Genomic DNA, 20274 nt, shown 5'->3' on the forward strand with positions numbered 1-20274 from the left:
ATGAACAAAGGAACTCTTTTTATAAATAATATAAATAAAAGTTTCAATATTGATAATAAAGATATAGAAATTCTTAAAGATATAAATTTTAAAATAGATGAAGGAGAATTTGTTGTAATAGTAGGGCATAGTGGATGTGGTAAAAGTACACTTTTAAAAATTATTGCTGGTTTAATAACAGAATATAATGGAAATGTTACTTTAGATGGTGAAGTAATATGCAAACCAGATAAAGATAGAGCTATGATTTTTCAAGAGCATAGACTATTTCCATGGTTAACTATAAGAGATAATATATCATTAGGTTTAGATAAAAGTAATAAAGAAGAAAATGATGAATTAATTAGAGAACATTTAAAAATGGTAAAATTAGAAGAGTTTGAAAATGCATATCCAAATCAATTGTCTGGAGGAATGTCACAAAGAGCAGCTATTGCAAGAGCATTAATAAATAATCCTAAGGTATTATTACTAGATGAACCTTTTGGAGCGTTAGATGCTTTAACTAAAATTCAATTACAAAATGAAATTTTGAAAATTTGGCAAAAAGAAAAAACTACAATGATTATGGTTACACATGATATTGAAGAAGCTATTTATTTAGCTGATAGAATAATAGTAATGTCTTCTAGACCAGGTAAAATAAAGGAAATTATAAATGTAGACATTGGTAAACCAAGGGATAGAAGTAGTTATGATTTTGCAACTATTAAGAAGCGAGTATATAAACATTTTTTTGATACTGAGGATATTTCAGTAGAATATACAATTTAAAAGAAAAGGAATTGAATAATGATTATACAATTAATTGACCAGAAAAACTGGAGGTTAATCTTATAAATTTTATTAGTTTAAAATTTATAATTTTAGCCTCCTTATTTTATTTGAAAGGAGAAATAAAAATGAAAAAGTTTATATTACAATTAGTCTTAATAATTGCTTTACTAACTTTAGTTAGTTGTGGGAATAGTTCAAAGACAAGCGATAAAAAAGTGTTTAGAATTGGATATCCAGGAACCCAAAGTGCTCTTGCTGGAGTTGCTGGAATAGCTCAAGAAAAGGGATATATAGACGCGTATTTAAAAGAACTTGGATATAGTGTTGAATATATAAGTTTTCCATCTGCTGGACCAGGAGTAAATGAGGCATTAGCATCAAATGAAATTGATATTGCAATATATGCTGATTTCCCAGGTATATTAATAGAATCCAAAGGTGTGGATACAAGTTTAATAGGTATTACAGATAATTATAGCACTTCAGCTATAGTTGTTAGAACTGACTCAGATATATCATCTGTAAAAGATCTTAAAGGAAAAAGGATAGGATTTACAAAGGGGACATATATGCATAAGTATATTTACGAGATATTAGCTTTGAACGGCATAAAATTAGATGAAGTTGAGTTAATAAATACTACAGATGGTGAATCAGCGTTACAAGGTAATTCTATAGATGCTATAGTAACTACCGATTGGGGCGAAGGGGTATTAGTACAAACCAAGAAAATTGCTAAGACATTAGATTCATCTAAAGATCATGAAGATATTACAGCTCAAACTGTAATTGTCGGTAATAAAAAATATTTAAATAAAAATGAAGATGCAGTTGTAGCATTTTTGAAAGCTTTAATAAAAGGTAAGGAGTTTTTAATAGAAAATCCTGATGAGGCATTTGATATATTAACTAATACAGGCTATAGCAAAGAAGTTATTTCTACTTTAATGGGAAAAGATGATAATAAATTTGACTTTGTTTCTTTAGATATTACAGAAGATTCAATAAAAAAATTAGAAACAAGTAAGGATTTTATGTTAAATAACGATATCATATCTAAAGATTTTGATATAAATTCATGGATTGATAGATCTTTTTATGAAAAAGCAAATAAATAATATATTAAGGGAGGAATTAAAAATGGGACATCCAACTATTTATCCAACAGGAGTAACAGTATACAATAAGGAAAAAGCATGGGGAGGATATACTTTATTACAAGTAAATGAGTTAGGTGCATTATTAATAGATATGAATGGTAGAGAGGTTCAATTATGGAAGGGGTTAAAAGGCTTTCCTAATAAGCTTTTACCAGGTGGTTTTGTAATTGGAAGTACAGGAGAAAGAAATCCTGAATATGGTATGCAAGATATGCTTGATTTAATTCAAGTAGATTTAGAAGGTAATATTATTTGGAAGTTTAATAAAACAGAGTATATAGAAGATAAAGGTGAAATGCCACAATGGATGGCAAGACAGCATCATGATTATCAAAGAGAAGGTAGTTCAGTTGGTTATTATTCACCTAATAGTGAACCACTTGTTGATAGAGGAAATACATTAATTTTATGTCATGAAAATCTTATAAACAATGAGATATCACAACAACTACTTTTAGATGATAAAATAATTGAAGTTAATTGGGAAGGAGAAATAATATGGGAATGGAAGGCTAATGAACATTTTAATGAATTGAATTTTGATGAAGCTGCAAAAAATATTCTTTATAGAGATCCTAATATGAGACCAGCTAGTGGAGGAATGGGTGATTGGCTTCATATAAATTCAATGTCAACACTTGGACCAAACAAATGGTATGATAAGGGTGATGAGAGATTTAATCCAGGAAATATAATATGGGATAGTCGTGAGGCAAATATAATAGCAATAATTGAAAAAAGCACAGGAAAAATAGTATGGAAATTAGGACCAAATTATAATGAAAATGAAGAAGTAAGAAAAATAGGATGGATTATAGGCCAACACCATGTTCATATGATTCCAAGGGGATTACCGGGTGAAGGGAATATACTTATTTTTGATAATGGTGGATGGGCTGGATATGGAGCTCCAAATCCAAGTTCTCCTACTGGAAGACAAAATGCAAAAAGAGATTATTCAAGGGTATTAGAAATAGATCCAACTACATTAGAAATTGTATGGCAATATACACCTGCTGAAGCTGGCTTAATTGAGCCTTTAGATTCTAGTAGATTTTATAGTCCATTTGTAAGTGGCGCTCAAAGATTACCTAATGGTAATACATTAATAACTGAGGGCTCAGATGGAAGAATTTTTGAAGTAACAAAAGAACATGAAATAGTTTGGGAATTTATTAATCCTTATAAAAATAAAATCAATATGAATATGGTTTATAGAAGTTATAGATATCCATATGATTGGGTGCCACAGTTTGGAAAACCAGAAGAAATATCTATAGAAAAAATAGATATTAAAAACTTTAGAGTTCCAGGTGCTGCATCTAGTGGTGCGATGAAAGTTTCTATTATTGAAGGAGCTAAAGAGTATGATAGTAAAGGAGCTTTTTGTGTAATATCTAGTAATGAGAAATAAATATTAAGTTATAAAATATGTTTGACAGGTAATACTATAAGATATATAATTATCAAAAAGCTATGAAGAGAAGAGTAATTATGAATGATTACACAGAGAGTTTCCAGTTGCTGAAAGGAAATTATGAGGTCATAATGAAACAAGGCTCGGAGCTGCATACGGATCTTATAATATTAAATTATAAGTGATGCTATGACGTAGGTTCACGTTACAGAACTAGAGTATGATTTATATAACTTTAGATAATGGTGTACTTGAAGAGCTTAAAATGGTAACATTTTAAGAAAATAAGGGTGGTACCGCGAAATAGAGTTTTCGCCCCTGTAGAATTTTATTCTACAGGGGCTTTTTGACGTTCAATTATAAACAAATAAAAAGGAGTATATAATATGATAAGTAAAAGATTAGAAAAAAATGAAAGCCCAATTTTCCCTAAAAGGGCTGTTGTTACAGCTGGGATGCCTTATGGAAATAAAAATCTCCACTTTGGGCATGTTGGAGGTATGTTTATTCATGCAGATATATTTGCAAGATTTTTAAGAGATCGAATAGGCAAAGAAAATGTTATTTTTGTATCTGGTACAGATTGTTATGGCTCACCTATACTTGAAAGTTATAGAAAATTAAAAGAAGAAGGATATAAAGATACTATAGAAGAGTATGTTAAAACTAATCATTTAAGTCAAAAGAAAACCTTAGAAGATTATGATATTAGTTTAAATATATTTGGAGCTTCAGCTCTTGGAAGATCTGGAGAAATTCATAATGAAGTTTCTGAAGAAATATTTAATACTTTATTTGAAAATGGTTATATAGAAAAGATGTCAGCATTACAATTTTATGATGAAGATAAAAAAACTTTTCTTAATGGAAGGCAAGTTACTGGAAAATGTCCCATTTCAGGCTGTAATTCTGATAAAGCATATGCTGAGGAATGTTCATTAGGACATCAATATATGGCATCTGAGCTTATTAATCCCATTAGTACATTATCTGGAAAGAAGCCAATATTAAGAAGTGTAGATAATTGGTATTTTACTTTAGATGAGTCTATAGAAATTATGAAGGGACTTAATGATTTTTTAAAGAAAAATACAAATAGAAGAAAATATGAAATTAAGGCTATAGAAGAGTTTTTAAAGAATCCATTAATATATGTTCCAAGAAAATATATTGATAATCTTAATGAGTTAGAGAAAAGATTACCAAAGCATGAAACTATAGATGAAGAGAAAAAATCATCAATCTCTTTTGTTTTTGAAAACCTTGAGTATAGAGATATAGCTAAGGAAGTACTTGATAGCTTAAACATTCACTATACAAGTGGGAAGACATTAGTTCCATTTAGATTATCAGGAAATATTTCTTGGGGAGTAAAGGTGCCAGATAAAGATGATTTAAAAAATCTTACATTTTGGGTATGGCCAGAATCGTTATGGGCTCCAATTTCTTTTACTAAAACTTATTTAGAGTCAATGGGAGAGGATACAAATAAGTGGAAAAGTTATTGGGAAGATGATAATTCAATGGTATATCAATTTATAGGAGAAGATAATATTTACTTTTACTCTATTGCAGAAATGGCTATGTTTATTGGATTAAATTTTGCAAAGGGAGAGAATGTAGATATTACTAAAGTAAAATTACCTCATATAGTTGCTAATAAACACATCCTATTTATGGATAAAAAAGCAAGTAGTAGTTCTGATATTAAACCTCCAATGGCCGATGAGTTGTTAAAGTTTTATACTAAAGATCAATTACGTATGCATTTTATGAGCTTAGGATTATCATCTAAAAGTGTTGGATTTAAGCCACAAGTTTATATGAAGGAAGAAGAAAAAGTAGGTGCTGATCCAGTTCTAAAAGAAGGTAATCTTTTAACAAATGTATTTAATAGACTTATTCGTTCATGCTTTTATACACTTCAAAATATGAATGAACGAATTCCAATGAATGAAGTTAGTGAAAAGATTAAATTATTAACTGAAAAAGCAGTATATGAGTATGAAAGGCATATGTATAATCAAGATTTTCACAGAATAGCCTATGTTTTAGATGAATATATAAGAGAAGTAAATAAGCATTGGACAAATAATATCAAAAATCAGGAATTAAAGGCCAATGTATTAGCAGATTGTTTTTATGCATGTAAAGTTATTTCAATATTAGTTCATCCAATAGCACCAGAGGGTTGTGAAATGTTTAAGGAGTATTTAAATATAAGTGATGAATTGTGGAATTGGGATAAAATACTAGACCCTATTACATCGTATTTTGATGATGTTAATACTCATAGTTTTAAGTTCCTTGAACCAAAGGTGGATTTCTTTAAAAAAATGGATCATCAATTTAATCAATAAATAGGTTTAATAGAAAAAGTCATAGAGTAATTAGATACTATTTTTAAATTTAAAAATAGCTAATTTGAAACTCTGTGACTTTTATATAGGTATTTAGAAAGTATGGAAAATAATTGTTGAAAATGATAAAATTATTATCATAGTGTGAAAAATATATAATATTTTAAAATATGGAGGTAAAAAATGAATATAGCTTGGATTGGAACTGGAGTCATGGGAAGTGCTATGGCTAAAAACTTATCAAAAAGTGGACATAATGTTTCTGTTTTTAGCAGAACAATTTCAAAGTGTGAACCATTAAAGGAATTTGGAATAGAGGTTAAAGATAGTATTAAAGAATGTGTAAAAAATGCAGATGCAATATTTACTATTGTAGGTTATCCAAAAGATGTTGAAGAGGTCTATTTAGGTGAAGAAGGAATTTTTAAATATGCAAAGGAAGGTGCGTATTTAGTTGACATGACTACTTCATCACCAATTCTTGCTAAAAGGTTATATGAATTAGGTGATAAATTTCATATTTTAGATGCACCTGTTTCAGGTGGGGATATTGGTGCACAAAATGCTACATTATCAATTATGGTAGGTGGAAATAAAGAGGATTTTGAATATATGTATAGTATATTTGAATGTATGGGTAAAAATATAATTTATTTAGGTGAAGCCGGTAGTGGACAAAACTGTAAGGCAAGTAATCAAGTTGCTATAGCAGGTACAGTAGCGGCAGTAGCTGAATCAATTACGTATGCAAAAAAATCTGGTCTAGATCCTAAAACTGTTTTAGATGCTATATCAAAAGGGGCTGCTGGAAGTTGGCAACTTCAAAACAATGGGTATAAGATGATTGAAAAAGATTATGCACCTGGATTCTTTAATAAGCATTTTATAAAGGATATGAAAATAGCTAAGGAAGTTATGGAGGAAAAAGGTGAAGATTTACCTATTCTTAACAAGGTGTTAGAGATGTATGAGGAATTAGAGAAAAATGGTTTCGGAGATTATGGTACTCAAAGTATAATAGAAAAATATTAGTAAATAGATTTACGTAGTTGTTTTAGATAGATAGGTATTAACTTATAGTACTTAAATAATTAAATTTTCATATAATTTATTAGTTATAAATAAATTAAAGTTTTATATATAGTTATAAAAATTTTCTAGAGGAGAGTTTTAAATGAAGGTAATATTACTTAATGGAAGTCCAAAATCTAAAGGATGCACATATACAGCATTAAAGATAATTGAAAAAGAGTTAATTAATGAGGGAATAGAAGTTAAATTCTATGAGGTTGGAAATAAACCAGTAATAGGTTGTATTGGATGCAATGGATGTAGAAAGCTTGGAAAATGTATTCATAATGATTTGGTTAATGAAGTAAGTAAAGAAATGGAAAGTGCAGATGGGTTTATTGTAGGTTCACCTGTACATTATGCATCTGCAAGTGGAGCAGTAACTTCATTCTTAGATAGACTTTTTTACTCAACAGACAAAAATTATTTAAGGCATATGTTTGGTGCTAGTATTGTTTCATGTCGTAGAGGAGGAGCTAGCGCTGCCTTTGATCAGTTAAATAAATACTTTACAATAAATGAGATGCCTATAGTATCATCTGTTTATTGGAATCAAATACATGGAAATACTCCAGAAGAAGTTGTACAAGATTTAGAAGGTGTAAGAACAATGAAGGTATTAGCTAGAAATATGGCTTATTTAATTAAGTGTAAAGAAGCTGCTAAAAATGTACCACTTCCTGAATTAGTTCCAGTTGAAAGAACAAATTTTATTAGATAAAAATAAATTAAATAACATTTGACAAAAAATAGTATTTGTAATAATATTTAATTATAATTTAATAAATCTTCAGGGCAGGGTGAAATTCCCTACCGGCGGTAAAGCCCGCGAGCTATTTTAGCAGATTCGGTGAAATTCCGAGGCCGACAGTAAAGTCTGGATGAAAGAAGATAAATGAAAATATAGTATTTTTAATTACTATATTAGTTTTGTGTATTTATGCTCTGAAATATTTTATATTTCAGAGCTTTTATATTTTCACAAAATTTATATGATTTATTTTTATAAACTTTGTTTTTTATAGTTATATTTATTAAGTATTTTTATTAAATCTAATTGTAAATAAATTGATAATATAAAAGCAATTGTAAAATAAAAGCCCTGAGTTATTTACTCAGGGTTTTTATTTTTTGAAAGATTTATTAAATTTAAATTAATTTTATTGTGAGGTGATAAATTTGGATGAAAAATTTATGGAATTAGTAATTGAATTAGCCAAAAGAGGTGAAGGAAAAGTAAATCCAAATCCAATGGTTGGAGCTGTAATTGTTAAGGATGGGACTATAATTGGAGAAGGATATCATGAAAAGTACGGAGAAGGACATGCTGAAGTAAATGCATTTGAAAGTTTAAAGGAAGATCCAAGTGGAGCTACTATGTATGTGACTTTAGAGCCATGCTCTCATTATGGCAAAACACCACCATGTGTAGATAAAATAATTCAAAGTAAGATTAAGAGGGTAGTTATTGGAATGATTGATCCTAATCCATTAGTGGCTGGAAATGGATTAGATAAATTAAAAAGGGCTGGTATAGAAGTAAAGGTTGGTGTATTAGAAGATAAATGTAAAAAGCTTAACGAGATATTTATAAAATATATATTGACTAAAAAGCCGTATGTGGTATTAAAAACTGCAATGTCTTTAGATGGGAAAATAGCCACAAGAAATGGTGAATCTAAATGGATTAGTTCTGAAAAATCAAGATTACAAGTTCATAATTTAAGAAATAAATTTTCAGCAATTATGGTAGGAGTAAATACTGTAATTAAAGATAATCCAGAATTAACTTGTAGAATAAAAAATGGAAATGATCCAATAAGAATTATTGTTGATAGTACATTAAGAATACCTATCAATTCTAAGGTATTACAAAATAAAGATAATAAAACAATAATAGTAACTACTAAAAGAGCAAATATAAATAGTATGCAAGAGTTATTAAAGAAAAATATTAAGGTGATAATTATAGATGAAAAGAATGGACAAGTTGATTTAAATGCTCTTATTAAAAAGCTTGGAGAATTAGGTATAGATAGTATTTTGTTAGAAGGAGGAGCAACACTTAATTATTCTGCTTTAGAAGAAAATATAGTTGATAAAGTAATGATTTATATAGCTCCTAAAATTATAGGTGGAGAATCTTCTAAAACTCCAGTAGGTGGGAGAGGAATAGATAAATTAAAAGATGCTTTTAAATTGAAAAACATTGCTATCAATATTCTGGATGAAGATATTTTAGTTGAAGGATATATAGATTAGGTGGTGATTATATGTTTACAGGTATAATTGAAGAATTAGGTATTATACAGGAAATAAAAAAAGGTAGCAAATCTTCAAAATTATTAATTAAAGCAAATAAGGTTTTAGAGAATACAAAGATAGGAGATAGTATTTGTACTAATGGGGTATGCCTTACTGTAGCATCTTTAAAAACAAATAGTTTTGAAGCCGATGTTATGGCTGAAACATTAAGAAGAAGCAATTTAGGAGATTTAAAGGTAGGAAGTAAAGTTAACTTAGAAAGAGCATTGTCGTTACAAAGTAGATTAGGTGGTCATATTGTAAGTGGACATATAGATGGAACTGGCGAAATTATTTCATCAATAAAAGAAGATAATGCTACTTGGGTTACTATAAAAACTACAAATAATATTTTAAGATATATAGTTTTAAAAGGTTCAATAACCATTGATGGTATAAGTTTAACAGTTGCATATGTAGATGATAAAAGCTTTAAGGTTTCAATAATACCACATACTGCACAGGAAACTACATTATTAAATAAAACTAACGGTGATACAGTTAATCTTGAATGTGATGTTATTTCTAAATATGTTGAAAAGCTTATGGAGCTTGCACCTATGGATAAATGTAATAAAAGTGCATCAATAACAGAAGATTTTTTGAAGATAAATGGATTTTTTTAAAGTGAAAGGAAGTATGTAAATATGTATAAATTTAATACAATTGAAGATGCGATTAAAGAGATAAAGGAAGGAAAAATTATTATTGTTGTTGATAATCCAGATAGAGAAAACGAAGGAGACTTATTAATGGCAGCAGAAAAAGTTACAGGTGAAGCTATAAACTTTATGGCTAAATATGGACGTGGACTTATTTGTATGCCAGTTGAAGAAAAAAGATTAAAGAGACTAAAAATAGGACCAATGGTTGAAAAAAATACAGATAATCATGAAACTGCTTTTACCGTGGCTATTGATCATATTGATACAACTACCGGTATATCTGCTTTTGAAAGAGCCTTAACAATTCAAAAGGTATTAGATGAAAGCTCAAAACCAGATGATTTTAGGAGACCAGGACATGTATTTCCTTTAATAGCTAAAAAAGGTGGGGTATTAGAAAGAAATGGTCATACAGAAGCAGCAGTAGATTTGCCTAAACTTGCTGGATTAAAAGGTGCTGGAGTTATATGTGAAATTATGAAGGATGATGGGACCATGGCTAGAACATCAGATTTAATAAAATTTGCAAATGAGCATAATTTGAAAATAATTACAATTAAAAACTTAATTGAATATAGAAGAAAAATGGAGGAGAAAGAAACTTTAGTAGAAAGAGTAGTAGAAACTAAAATGCCAACTAGATATGGTGATTTTAAAATGTTTGGCTTTATAAATAAGTTAAATGGTGAACATCATGTTGCTTTAGTTAAGGGTGAAATAAATAAAAAGACTGAAGTATTAACTAGAGTACATTCTGAATGTTTAACAGGAGATGCTCTAGGCTCTAAGAGATGTGATTGTGGAGAACAATATGATGCAGCTATGAAGAGAATTGCTGAAGAAGGCTGCGGAATTTTACTTTATATGAGGCAAGAGGGAAGAGGAATAGGACTTATAAATAAATTAAAGGCTTATTCACTTCAAGATAAAGGATTTGACACTGTAGAAGCAAATGAAATGTTAGGTTTTCCCGCAGACATGAGAAGTTACGATGTTGCAGCTGCAATTTTAAAGGATTTAGGTGTTTCTAAAGTTAATTTAATGACTAATAATCCAAGAAAGATAGATGGATTAGAAAGGTATGGCATAGAAATTGTAAATAGAGTTCCAATTAAAATGAATCACAACGAAAAAAATGAGTTTTACTTGCAAACTAAAAAAGAAAAACTTGGACATATACTTTAAAATTATTAGATAAATTATGAATTAAAAATTTATATAAAATAAATTAAATTTTAGGAGGAAAAATAAATGAGAATATTAGAAGGAAATTTAGTGGCACAAGGGCTTAAAGTTGGAATAGTGGTAGGAAGATTTAATGAATTTATAGTATCAAAGTTATTAGGTGGAGCTTTAGATGGATTAAAAAGACATGGAGTAGATGAAAATAATATTGATGTTGCGTGGGTTCCAGGAGCATTTGAGATACCATTAGTAGCAAAGAAAATGGCAAAAAATGATAAATATGATGTAGTAATTTGCTTAGGTGCAGTTATAAAGGGATTAACTCCTCATTTTGATTATGTTTGTGCTGAAGCTTCAAAAGGAATTGCAAGTGTATCACTTCAAACTGAAAAGCCAGTAATATTTGGAGTATTAACTACAGATAGCATAGAACAAGCTATAGAAAGAGCTGGTACTAAATCAGGTAATAAGGGATACGATGCAGCGGTTACGGCTATTGAAATGGTTAACCTTTTAAAGAACTTCTAGTCTATGAAATACATTATTTTTGATTATGATGGCACTCTGCATAATAGTATAAAAATATATAAACCTTCTTTTATGAAAGCTTATGATTATTTAGTTGCTAATGGTTATGCAAAGAAAAGAGAGTTTGAAGAAGAAGAAATAAGTAAGTTTCTTGGTTTAAGTGCAAAGGATATGTGGAATACATTTATGCCTAATCTGCCAAAGTGTGAAAAAGAGAAGTGTAGTTCAATTATAGGACAAGCTATGATTGAATATATAGATAAAGGAGAAGCTCAGTTATATGATGGTGCTATTGAAACACTTAATAAATTAAATGAATATGGATATAAATTAATATTTTTAAGTAATTGTAAGTCTAGTTATATGAATAAACATATAGAAAAATTTAATTTAAATAAGTATTTTATAGATTTTTATTGTAGTGAAGATTTTGACTTTATTCCTAAGTATGAAATTTTTAAGTTTATTAAGGAAAAGTACCAAGGAGATTTTATTGTTGTTGGTGATAGATTTGTTGATGTAGAATTGGCAAAAAAGCATAATTTATTTTCTATTGGTTGTAGTTATGGCTATGGAAATGATGATGAACTTAAAGATGCTGATTATATTATAGAGAATATTAAGGATATTATCCATATATTAGGGATATAGCTTTTATTAGCTATATCTCTTTTAAAAAAGTTAATAGTAGATATATTAAAGGAATAATGGTAGTACATGTAGAATAAAAGAAATATGGTATATGGGTGTTTATAAGGAGGTGTATTATGACAATTATTAAAAATGAAATACCAATATTAGAATATGATGATAATGAACTTTCAGTTATAATGCCTAATCATGAGAAATTAGAGTTAAAACTACCTAAGAAAGCAGTCTTTGCTTTTTTAGGTAAGCATATTGATGAGTATGCTAATAAACACAATTGTAAGGTAGTTGCCGAATTTGAATCAGCAACTAAATCATATCCTATATACATAACTAATTATAAAGGCTATGAAATATGTTTATGTCAAGCTCCTGTAGGTTCTGCACCAGCAACTCAAATATTAGATTGGTTAATTAGTTATGGAGTTAAAGAAGTAATATCGGCTGGTTCATGTGGTGCGTTGATTGATATACCAGAAAACACTTTTTTAGTTCCAACAAAGGCATTAAGAGATGAGGGAACTTCATATCATTATTTAAAACCTTCAAGATTTATTGAGTTAAATCCAATTGGATTAAAAGCTATTGAATTTGCATTAAATGAAAATAATTATTCATATATAGAATGCATAACATGGAGTACTGATGGTTTTTTTAGAGAGACTAAAGATAAGGTTGATTATAGAAGAAGTGAGGGGTGCTCTGTTGTTGAAATGGAATGCTCAGCCTTAGCAGCATGTTCTAGTTTTAGGAACATAATATTTGGACAAATTTTATTTACAGCAGATACATTGGCTGATATAGAAAATTATGATGAGAGAGGCTGGGGTGGAGATTCATTTGAGATTGCTTTATCTTTATGCCTAGATTCTGTTATTAGTATAAAATGATTTAAATATTTAAATTACTTTGATCATTCCAAAGAAGTCTGTATCAAAACTTATATATAAGTATTTTGATGCAGACTCTATTTATATTGTTTTTGAATTTTCATTAACATAATGGATAATTTGAATAACAATAAACTTTTCTATTTAACTCAACCTCCTAATACTTATTTCACCTGAATTTAATATTTTTATAGAGCCATCATCATGTTTTATTACTAAAGAACCATCATTATTTATATCAATAGCCCTACCCTTGGAATAAATTCCACCACTTGTATACATTATCTCTTGATTTAGAATAATACTTCTTTTCTTATATTCTGAAATAAAGTTATATTCTTTAATTTTGGGAATAATACTTAAAATATTATTTAGTATTTCTGCACAAAGTATATTTCTATTTATACCATTACTATTACCTTTATAAAGAGAGTCTGCGATTTCTTTAAGGTCATCTGGGAAATTATCCTTAGGATTATTAAAATTAATTCCTATTCCTAAAATTAAGTAGTCGATAGTTCCACTTTCAAAATTAGTTGAAGCTTCAGTTAAGATACCTCCTACTTTTTTATTATTTATATAAATATCATTTATCCATTTAATTTGACATTCTATACCTGTAACTTTATGTATTGCATCACATATGGCTACAGATGAAGAGGTTGTAATTAGTACTGAATCCATTGCTGTTAGATTTGGACGTAATACAATACTCATATAAATACCTGTATTAGCTGGAGAGTAAAATGTTCTTCCCATTCTACCTTTACCTGCTGTTTGTTCTTCTGAAATAACAACAGTTCCGTGTTTGGCCCCAGTTAAAACTAATTTTTTTGCAACTTCATTAGTAGAGGAAGTTGTTTTATAAGTATATATATCTATATTTGAAAATTCTTTATTTAAATATAGAGAAATACCTTCTTTAGATATAAGATCAGTATTATCAGCTAGAGAATAACCTCTATTTGTTACAGCATTAATATTATATCCATCATCTCTTAATGAATTTATAGCTTTCCAAATTGAAGTTCTTGATAGATTTAAAGTTTTGGCGATTTCAGCACCAGAAACTGTTTTTCCTTTATTTTCTTCTAAAACTTTTAAAACTTTACTTTTTAACATAATAAATTACCTCCTAGAAAAAAATTATATCGACTCAAAAATATTTCGTCAATCAAAATATTAAAAATGGTTAACAATAAAAAGTGAATATATAAAAAAGAAGATTATGTCTATGTATACTGATCCTAATCATATAAGTGTAAATGATCCTGGAAATGTTGAAAATAATATTGTCTTTACTTATCTAGATGCATTTTGTAGAGAAAAAGATAAATTAAAGGAAATGAAGGAACATTATCAAAGGGGTGGGCTTGGTGATGTAAAAGTAAAAAAATATTTAAATGAAATAATTCAAGCAGAATTGAAGCCAATAAGAAATAATCGAAAAATGTATGAAAGTGACATCGGTTATGTATATGATATTTTAAAGGAAGGGAGTATTAATGCTAGAGAGTTAGCTTCAAATACTTTATTAGAAGTTAGGAAAGCAATAGGATTAGAGTATTTTACAAAATAGTATTAATGTGACAACATCAAAAAAAATCTATATAATATTAACTGAAGTAAAGATAAAAGAGAGGTATGATTTAAAATGGGAATAAGAAAAAATAAAGCAATAGAGTTGCATAGTAATAGATACACATGTTCTCAAGCTGTAGCATGTGCTTTTTGTGATTTGGTTGATGTAGATGAAACTACAATGAAAGAAGTAGTTAAAAGATATAGTGGTGGAGCATATAAAGTATGTGGAGCTGTAATGGGAGCATATGTAATAGTTAACTATTTAAATGGAAATGTGAATCCAGAAAATCCTGCAGAACCAATTAAAGATGATATGGAGCTTTTAAATGAAATTGAAAGAAGATTTAAGGAAAAAAATACTTCAGTTATGTGTAAAGAGTTAAAGGGTATTACTACAGGAACAATTTTACGTTCTTGTAGAGGTTGTGTAGAAGATGCAGCAGAAATTCTAGAAGAATTAGTAGATGAGAAATTGAATATGTATTAATTCTTTTATAGTTATAATATTAGTATAGATTTTATTTTAAATAGAAAAATAAAGAAATTAATGGAACTTTTTATGTAATATATACGTCTAATAAGTATAAATTAAATTTTTTGTTGTAATTATGGGGTGTAAGAGGCGTGTGGAAGAAATTAATTTTATCAGAGAAAGATTATGAATATTTAACAAAAGGATTAGCTAGTGGAGTTGGGATAGGAATAATAATAGGAGCTTTAGTAGGAGATGTTTTATTTTTCTTTGCACTTGGAGGCGTTTTAGGAATAATAGGATCAGGTATATTTTCATTTTATAAAAAGTTTAAAGTAGAGAATAAAATTTAATATTATTTATAAAAAATAGATTATATTTGGTAATTATTTGTTAGTAAATATAATCTTTTTTTATTTATATAAATAAAGAATGTTTTAAGTTAATCTAATTAACATATAAAATTAATATATAGGATCCAATATGATTATTTTAATAATTTGTGGTAAAATATATAAAATTATAGTAAAAAAGGAGAAATAAAAAATGGAAAATACTATAAATAGAATAAGAAAATTCAGAACAGATAGAGAATGGGATCAATTTCATTCACCATCTAATTTAGCAAAGGCAATTTCTATAGAAGCTGCAGAGCTATTAGAGGAGTTTTTGTGGGATAATGAAAATTATAATAAACAAAATGTTGAAGAAGAATTAGCTGATGTTATGGTCTATTGTTTACATATGGCTGATGCTTTAAATGTTGATATTAATGAAATTATTAATAAAAAGATGGATAAAAACGAGAAAAAATATCCAGTTGAAAAAGCTAAAGGAAATAGTAAAAAGTATACTGAATTATAATTTTATATTTATATATATATTGTAAATAAAATTAAAGAAATGTATAATTATTCTAAAATTTAAAAGTAAAGGCAGGAAAGCAAATGAATAGGGGCAATTTAATTGATATTTTAAAAAAGAAAATAGTAGTTCTTGATGGAGCTATGGGAACAAGTATACAAAGTTTCAAGTTAACTGAAGAAGATTACAGAGGGGAACTTCTTAAAAATTTTAATAAAGAACAAAAAGGTAATAATGATTTATTATCTATAACAAAACCAGAAGTTATAAAGGAAATACATAGGGGATTTTTAGAGGCTGGCTCAGATATAATTGAAACAAATACGTTTAGTTCAACTAGTATTTCTCAGGCAGATTATGAATTAACTCATTTAGTTTATGATTTAAACTACAAATCAGCAAGGCTTGCACGAGAAATAGCTGATGAATTTACAGAAAAAAATCCAGAGAAACCAAGATTTGTTGCTGGGTCTGTAGGACCTACCAATAAAACAGCATCTTTATCACCAGATGTAGAAAATCCAGGTTATAGAAATATAACTTTTGATGAACTTGTGGAAGCGTATAGTGAACAAATTTCTGCACTTATGGATGGTGGGATAGATTGTGTATTAATAGAAACTATTTTTGATACATTAAATGCTAGAGCAGCTATAGTTGCAGCAAATAATGTTTATAAAATAAAAGGAAGAAGTCTTCCTATAATGATTTCAGGTACTTTAACTGATAAATCAGGAAGAACCTTATCAGGTCAAAAATTAGAAGCTTTTGCACAATCAATTAGAAATGAAAATGTTATTTCTATAGGATTAAACTGTTCTTTTGGGGGAGAGGATATAATACCATTTATAAAAGAACTAGCAAATACCCAAGATATGTTTATATCTGTTTATCCTAATGCAGGATTACCTAATATTTTAGGAGAATACGATGAATCACCTAATGTAACGGCAGGGTTTATAAGACAATTAGCTGAAGAAAAGCAAGTTAATATAGTAGGTGGATGCTGTGGAACAACAGCAAGTCATATAAAAGCAATAGCTGATGCTGTAGAGAATTTAGAACCTAGATTAATTCCTGAAATAAAAAAAGAAAGTATATATTGTGGACTTGAAATAGTTAGAAGTAGTAAAGAAAATAACTTCATAAACATAGGGGAAAGAACTAATGTTGCTGGTTCAGCTAAATTTGCAAGACTTATTAGAGAGAAAAAATATGAAGAAGCCTTATCTATAGCAAAAGATCAAGTAGAAAATGGTGCTCAAATAATAGATGTTAATTTTGACGATGGCTTACTAGATAGTGCTAAAGAAATGGAGTATTTTTTAAAACTATTAGCATCTGAACCTGATATATCTTCAAGACCTATAATGATAGATTCATCAAGATGGGAAGTTATTGAAGCTGGTCTTAAAAGTATTCAAGGAAAACCTATAGTAAACTCTATTTCTTTAAAAAACGGAGAAGAAGAATTCCTAAATCATGCAAAAGTTATTAAAGAATTTGGAGCAGCTGTTGTAGTAATGGCATTTGATGAAAATGGACAGGCAGATACTTTTGAAAGAAAAAAGGAAATATGTGCTAGGGCATATGATTTATTAGTTAATAAATTAAATTTTCCACCACAAGATATAATCTTTGATCCAAATATTTTAGCAATTGCTACAGGAATAGAGGAGCATGATAATTATGCTGTTGATTTTATAAATGCAACTAAATGGATAAAAGAAAATCTTCCATATGCTAAAGTTTCAGGAGGAGTTTCTAATTTATCATTCTCATTTAGAGGTAATAATACCATAAGAGAAGCTATGCATTCAGTATTTTTATATCATGCAATAGAAGCAGGAATGGATATGGGAATTGTAAATCCAGGAATGATACAAATTTACGATGATATTCCAAAAGATTTATTAGAACTAGTTGAAGATGTAGTCTTAAATAGACGTAAAGATGCGTCAGAAAGATTATTAGATAAAGCAGAGGAGTATAAAAACGGAGCTACCATAACCCAAAACAATAAAAATGCATGGAGAGAAAAAACTTTAGATGAGCGATTAAGTTATTCATTAGTTAAAGGTATAACTGAATATATTGATGAAGATTTAAAAGAAGCTATTAACAAGTATCCTAAAGCTCTTAATATTATAGAAGGGCCATTAATGAATGGTATGAATAAAGTTGGAGATCTATTTGGAGATGGAAAAATGTTTTTACCCCAAGTTGTTAAGTCAGCTAGAGTTATGAAAAAAGCTGTTTCATTTTTACTTCCATATATAGAAAAAGATAAAGAACAAGGTGAAACATCTAAAGCAGGAAAAATTCTTTTAGCCACAGTTAAAGGTGATGTTCATGACATTGGTAAAAATATTGTTGGTGTAGTTCTTGCTTGTAATAACTTTGAAATAATAGACTTAGGAGTTATGGTTCCTTGCGAAGAAATAATAGAAACTGCTATTAAAGAAAATGTAGATATAATCGGTCTAAGTGGTCTTATTACTCCTTCTTTAGATGAAATGTGTCATATAGCATCTGAGATGGAAAAAAGGAATATGAATATACCAATAATAATTGGAGGCGCTACAACATCAAAACCACATACAGCATTAAAAATAGATCCTAATTATAGTGGCGCAATTGTCTATGGATATGATGCTTCAAAAACAGTTGAAATATGCAAGAATCTTTTAGGGAAAAATAAATATGAATATATTAAGTCTGTTAAAAAAGAGTATGAAGAAATAAGACTGACTTATAATAAATATGAAAAGAAAATGATATCACTAGAAGAAGCTAGAGAAAAGAGACTTAAAATAGATTGGAATAATAGAAAGATTTCTAAACCTAATTTTATTGGAATAAAAGAGGTTACTAATTATAAAATATCAGATTTAAGACCTTATATTGATTGGACATTCTTCTTTGTAGCATGGGAAATGAAAAAGTTATATCCAGAAATTTTAGAAGATCAAAACTATGGAAAAGAAGCTAAAAAGATATTTGATGATGCTAATAGAATGTTAGATTTTATTGAAAAAGATAATATTGTAAATATTAAAGGTGTCTTTGGAATTTTTGAGGCCAATTCAAATGGAGATAATATTGAGATATATAATAAAGATAAGAGTTTAGCTACAACATTAAATCTGTTTAGAGAACAAAGAGAAAAAAGTAAAGGTGAGTATTTATGTCTTTCAGATTTTATTGCACCTAAAGAGTTACAAAAAGAAGATTATATTGGAGGATTTATTGTAACAGCGGGACTTGGGGCAAATGAATATGCTAAAAAGTTGGAATTAGAAGGTGATTCTTACAATTCAATTATGTTAAAACTTGTATGTGATAGATTAGCTGAAGCCTTTGCTGAAAAGCTACATGAAGATATAAGAAAAGATTATTGGGGATATGAACCAGATGAAAACTTAACTATGAAGGAAATATTAAAAGGTAGCTATAGAGGAATAAGGCCTGCTTTTGGATATCCATCGCTTATTGATCAAAGTCAAATGAAAAGATTATTTGATGTTTTAGATGGTGAAAATATAACTGGAGTAAAACTTACTGAAAATTATATGATGGATCCAGTAGCTTCAGTGTGTGGATTATATTTTGCTTCAGAAGACTCAAGATATTTTAATTCTAATTTAATAGATAAAGATCAAGCTGAAGATTATGCAAGAAGATGTGGATGGACTACAGAAGAGTTAGAGAATACTTTACCTAATATATTATCATATAAATAAAATCAGCAAAGGAAATTGCTGAAAAATAGAATAAATATAATAGAAGAGTTTTTAAATAAATTTTATCCTGAATAGAGTTTTAATTTACAGAATGGTTAATATAAAAAACAGAGTTGAAATTTTCAACTCTGTTTTTTATATTATATAATTAATTATGATACAAGCTATACCAGCAAGTATTAATGATACTGTATTAATACTTATACTTATAGTATTTTTGAAATTAGATTTATTAGTATTCTCCATTTTTGAAACTTCTAAATTAGTATTAGTATTATATTGAGTATTGTTTTGCCCCAATGATTGTAATGATAATCCCATTGGATTTCCACCAATACATGCAAATACACCTAACATTATAAATATAATTCCTTCAATAAAAAGTACATCTTTTAGTAAAAAACCTTTTAAATTCACTAGTATATTACCAATAATAAAAAGAATAATAGTCCAAATTATTCCCCATAATATACATTTTCCTAAAGATTTTAATAATATTTTATTCATAGAAACATCCCCCTTTTTTTAATAATTATATAATATCATTTGTAATTATTAAACAAAAATAATGTATTTATTATAATTTTCAAAAATAATCCATAAAAA

18 protein-coding genes, 1 pseudogene, 1 riboswitch and 1 other annotated feature are annotated in these 20274 nt (G+C 28.2%); of the genes and pseudogenes, 17 read left to right on the plus strand and 2 right to left on the minus strand.

The features are described from left to right. The 12 genes from EJJ37_RS09380 (at nt 1) to EJJ37_RS09435 (ending at nt 13005) form a co-directional block, all read left to right on the plus strand. Nucleotides 1–774, plus strand: coding sequence for an ABC transporter ATP-binding protein (locus tag EJJ37_RS09380; protein ID WP_133015318.1), 774 nt, complete (start codon nt 1–3; stop codon nt 772–774). 128 nt (nt 775–902) lie between these two features. Beyond that, a complete protein-coding gene (locus EJJ37_RS09385; RefSeq protein ID WP_133015319.1) occupies nt 903–1895 on the plus strand; it encodes an ABC transporter substrate-binding protein in 993 nt (330 codons plus the stop codon). Between the two features lie 22 nt (nt 1896–1917). Next, the gene (locus EJJ37_RS09390; protein ID WP_133015320.1) at nt 1918–3351 is read left to right on the plus strand and encodes an aryl-sulfate sulfotransferase; all 1434 of its coding nucleotides are present in this window, start codon (nt 1918–1920) and stop codon (nt 3349–3351) included. Nucleotides 3352–3404: 53 nt separating this feature from the next. Next, nucleotides 3405–3677 (plus strand) — a binding site (T-box leader). A gap of 63 nt (nt 3678–3740) precedes the next feature. After that, the gene (locus EJJ37_RS09395; RefSeq protein ID WP_133015321.1) at nt 3741–5714 is read left to right on the plus strand and encodes a class I tRNA ligase family protein; all 1974 of its coding nucleotides are present in this window, start codon (nt 3741–3743) and stop codon (nt 5712–5714) included. Between the two features lie 183 nt (nt 5715–5897). Then, nucleotides 5898–6746 carry an NAD(P)-dependent oxidoreductase gene (locus EJJ37_RS09400; RefSeq protein ID WP_133015322.1) on the plus strand — a complete coding sequence of 283 codons (849 nt, stop codon included), beginning with the start codon at nt 5898–5900 and terminating at the stop codon, nt 6744–6746. A gap of 142 nt (nt 6747–6888) precedes the next feature. After that, nucleotides 6889–7506 carry a flavodoxin family protein gene (locus EJJ37_RS09405; RefSeq protein WP_133015323.1) on the plus strand — a complete coding sequence of 206 codons (618 nt, stop codon included), beginning with the start codon at nt 6889–6891 and terminating at the stop codon, nt 7504–7506. Nucleotides 7507–7567: 61 nt separating this feature from the next. Further along, nucleotides 7568–7682: riboswitch (FMN riboswitch) on the plus strand. A 282-nt stretch (nt 7683–7964) separates the two neighbouring features. Beyond that, a complete protein-coding gene (gene ribD, locus EJJ37_RS09410; RefSeq protein WP_133015324.1) occupies nt 7965–9047 on the plus strand; it encodes a bifunctional diaminohydroxyphosphoribosylaminopyrimidine deaminase/5-amino-6-(5-phosphoribosylamino)uracil reductase RibD in 1083 nt (360 codons plus the stop codon). Nucleotides 9048–9058: 11 nt separating this feature from the next. Continuing rightward, complete coding sequence (locus tag EJJ37_RS09415) at nt 9059–9715, plus strand: riboflavin synthase (RefSeq protein WP_133015325.1); 657 nt, start codon at nt 9059–9061, stop codon at nt 9713–9715. A gap of 21 nt (nt 9716–9736) precedes the next feature. After that, nucleotides 9737–10939 (plus strand): bifunctional 3,4-dihydroxy-2-butanone-4-phosphate synthase/GTP cyclohydrolase II, encoded by a 1203-nt coding sequence (locus tag EJJ37_RS09420; RefSeq protein ID WP_133015326.1) that lies wholly within the window; start codon nt 9737–9739, stop codon nt 10937–10939. A gap of 66 nt (nt 10940–11005) precedes the next feature. Continuing rightward, nucleotides 11006–11467, plus strand: a complete 462-nt coding sequence (gene ribH / locus EJJ37_RS09425) for a 6,7-dimethyl-8-ribityllumazine synthase (RefSeq protein WP_133015327.1) — start codon at nt 11006–11008, stop codon at nt 11465–11467. 3 nt (nt 11468–11470) lie between these two features. After that, nucleotides 11471–12118 (plus strand): HAD family hydrolase, encoded by a 648-nt coding sequence (locus tag EJJ37_RS09430; RefSeq protein ID WP_133015328.1) that lies wholly within the window; start codon nt 11471–11473, stop codon nt 12116–12118. A gap of 116 nt (nt 12119–12234) precedes the next feature. Then, nucleotides 12235–13005: a nucleoside phosphorylase gene (locus EJJ37_RS09435; RefSeq protein ID WP_133015329.1), complete on the plus strand. Its 771-nt coding sequence runs from the start codon at nt 12235–12237 to the stop codon at nt 13003–13005. 144 nt (nt 13006–13149) lie between these two features. On the opposite strand, the gene EJJ37_RS09440 is transcribed toward EJJ37_RS09435, so the two are convergent. Beyond that, nucleotides 13150–14127 (minus strand): biotin--[acetyl-CoA-carboxylase] ligase, encoded by a 978-nt coding sequence (locus tag EJJ37_RS09440; RefSeq protein WP_243124861.1) that lies wholly within the window; start codon nt 14125–14127, stop codon nt 13150–13152. Nucleotides 14128–14194: 67 nt separating this feature from the next. On the opposite strand from EJJ37_RS09440, the pseudogene EJJ37_RS09445 reads away from it, so the two are divergent. The 5 genes and pseudogenes from EJJ37_RS09445 to metH form a co-directional block, all read left to right on the plus strand. Next, nucleotides 14195–14584 (plus strand): annotated as a pseudogene (locus EJJ37_RS09445) (tryptophan--tRNA ligase); the annotation flags it as partial. Nucleotides 14585–14659: 75 nt separating this feature from the next. Beyond that, complete coding sequence (locus EJJ37_RS09450; RefSeq protein ID WP_133015332.1) at nt 14660–15076, plus strand: C-GCAxxG-C-C family protein; 417 nt, start codon at nt 14660–14662, stop codon at nt 15074–15076. Between the two features lie 137 nt (nt 15077–15213). After that, nucleotides 15214–15414: a hypothetical protein gene (locus tag EJJ37_RS09455; protein ID WP_133015333.1), complete on the plus strand. Its 201-nt coding sequence runs from the start codon at nt 15214–15216 to the stop codon at nt 15412–15414. Between the two features lie 193 nt (nt 15415–15607). Further along, the gene (locus tag EJJ37_RS09460) at nt 15608–15925 is read left to right on the plus strand and encodes a nucleotide pyrophosphohydrolase (RefSeq protein ID WP_133015334.1); all 318 of its coding nucleotides are present in this window, start codon (nt 15608–15610) and stop codon (nt 15923–15925) included. Nucleotides 15926–16008: 83 nt separating this feature from the next. Continuing rightward, nucleotides 16009–19668, plus strand: a complete 3660-nt coding sequence (metH, locus tag EJJ37_RS09465) for a methionine synthase (RefSeq protein ID WP_133015335.1) — start codon at nt 16009–16011, stop codon at nt 19666–19668. A 135-nt stretch (nt 19669–19803) separates the two neighbouring features. On the opposite strand, the gene EJJ37_RS09470 is transcribed toward metH, so the two are convergent. Then, nucleotides 19804–20175 (minus strand): hypothetical protein, encoded by a 372-nt coding sequence (locus tag EJJ37_RS09470; protein WP_133015336.1) that lies wholly within the window; start codon nt 20173–20175, stop codon nt 19804–19806. Between the last annotated feature and the right edge of the window lie 99 nt (nt 20176–20274).

The sequence above is a fragment of the Clostridium cuniculi genome (assembly GCF_004353185.1).
Classification (GTDB): domain Bacteria; phylum Bacillota; class Clostridia; order Clostridiales; family Clostridiaceae; genus Clostridium; species Clostridium cuniculi.

Excerpts from the sequence above, each read along its gene's own strand:
- EJJ37_RS09380 (WP_133015318.1), top strand. The coding sequence starts at position 1 with ATGAACAAAGGAACTCTTTTTATAAATAATATAAATAAAAGTTTCAAT.
- EJJ37_RS09385 (WP_133015319.1), top strand. The coding sequence starts at position 903 with ATGAAAAAGTTTATATTACAATTAGTCTTAATAATTGCTTTACTAACT.
- EJJ37_RS09390 (WP_133015320.1), top strand. The coding sequence starts at position 1,918 with ATGGGACATCCAACTATTTATCCAACAGGAGTAACAGTATACAATAAG.
- EJJ37_RS09395 (WP_133015321.1), top strand. The coding sequence starts at position 3,741 with ATGATAAGTAAAAGATTAGAAAAAAATGAAAGCCCAATTTTCCCTAAA.
- EJJ37_RS09400 (WP_133015322.1), top strand. The coding sequence starts at position 5,898 with ATGAATATAGCTTGGATTGGAACTGGAGTCATGGGAAGTGCTATGGCT.
- EJJ37_RS09405 (WP_133015323.1), top strand. The coding sequence starts at position 6,889 with ATGAAGGTAATATTACTTAATGGAAGTCCAAAATCTAAAGGATGCACA.
- EJJ37_RS09415 (WP_133015325.1), top strand. The coding sequence starts at position 9,059 with ATGTTTACAGGTATAATTGAAGAATTAGGTATTATACAGGAAATAAAA.
- EJJ37_RS09420 (WP_133015326.1), top strand. The coding sequence starts at position 9,737 with ATGTATAAATTTAATACAATTGAAGATGCGATTAAAGAGATAAAGGAA.
- ribH (WP_133015327.1), top strand. The coding sequence starts at position 11,006 with ATGAGAATATTAGAAGGAAATTTAGTGGCACAAGGGCTTAAAGTTGGA.
- EJJ37_RS09430 (WP_133015328.1), top strand. The coding sequence starts at position 11,471 with ATGAAATACATTATTTTTGATTATGATGGCACTCTGCATAATAGTATA.
- EJJ37_RS09435 (WP_133015329.1), top strand. The coding sequence starts at position 12,235 with ATGACAATTATTAAAAATGAAATACCAATATTAGAATATGATGATAAT.
- EJJ37_RS09440 (WP_243124861.1), bottom strand. The coding sequence starts at position 14,127 with ATGTTAAAAAGTAAAGTTTTAAAAGTTTTAGAAGAAAATAAAGGAAAA.
- EJJ37_RS09450 (WP_133015332.1), top strand. The coding sequence starts at position 14,660 with ATGGGAATAAGAAAAAATAAAGCAATAGAGTTGCATAGTAATAGATAC.
- EJJ37_RS09460 (WP_133015334.1), top strand. The coding sequence starts at position 15,608 with ATGGAAAATACTATAAATAGAATAAGAAAATTCAGAACAGATAGAGAA.
- metH (WP_133015335.1), top strand. The coding sequence starts at position 16,009 with ATGAATAGGGGCAATTTAATTGATATTTTAAAAAAGAAAATAGTAGTT.
- EJJ37_RS09470 (WP_133015336.1), bottom strand. The coding sequence starts at position 20,175 with ATGAATAAAATATTATTAAAATCTTTAGGAAAATGTATATTATGGGGA.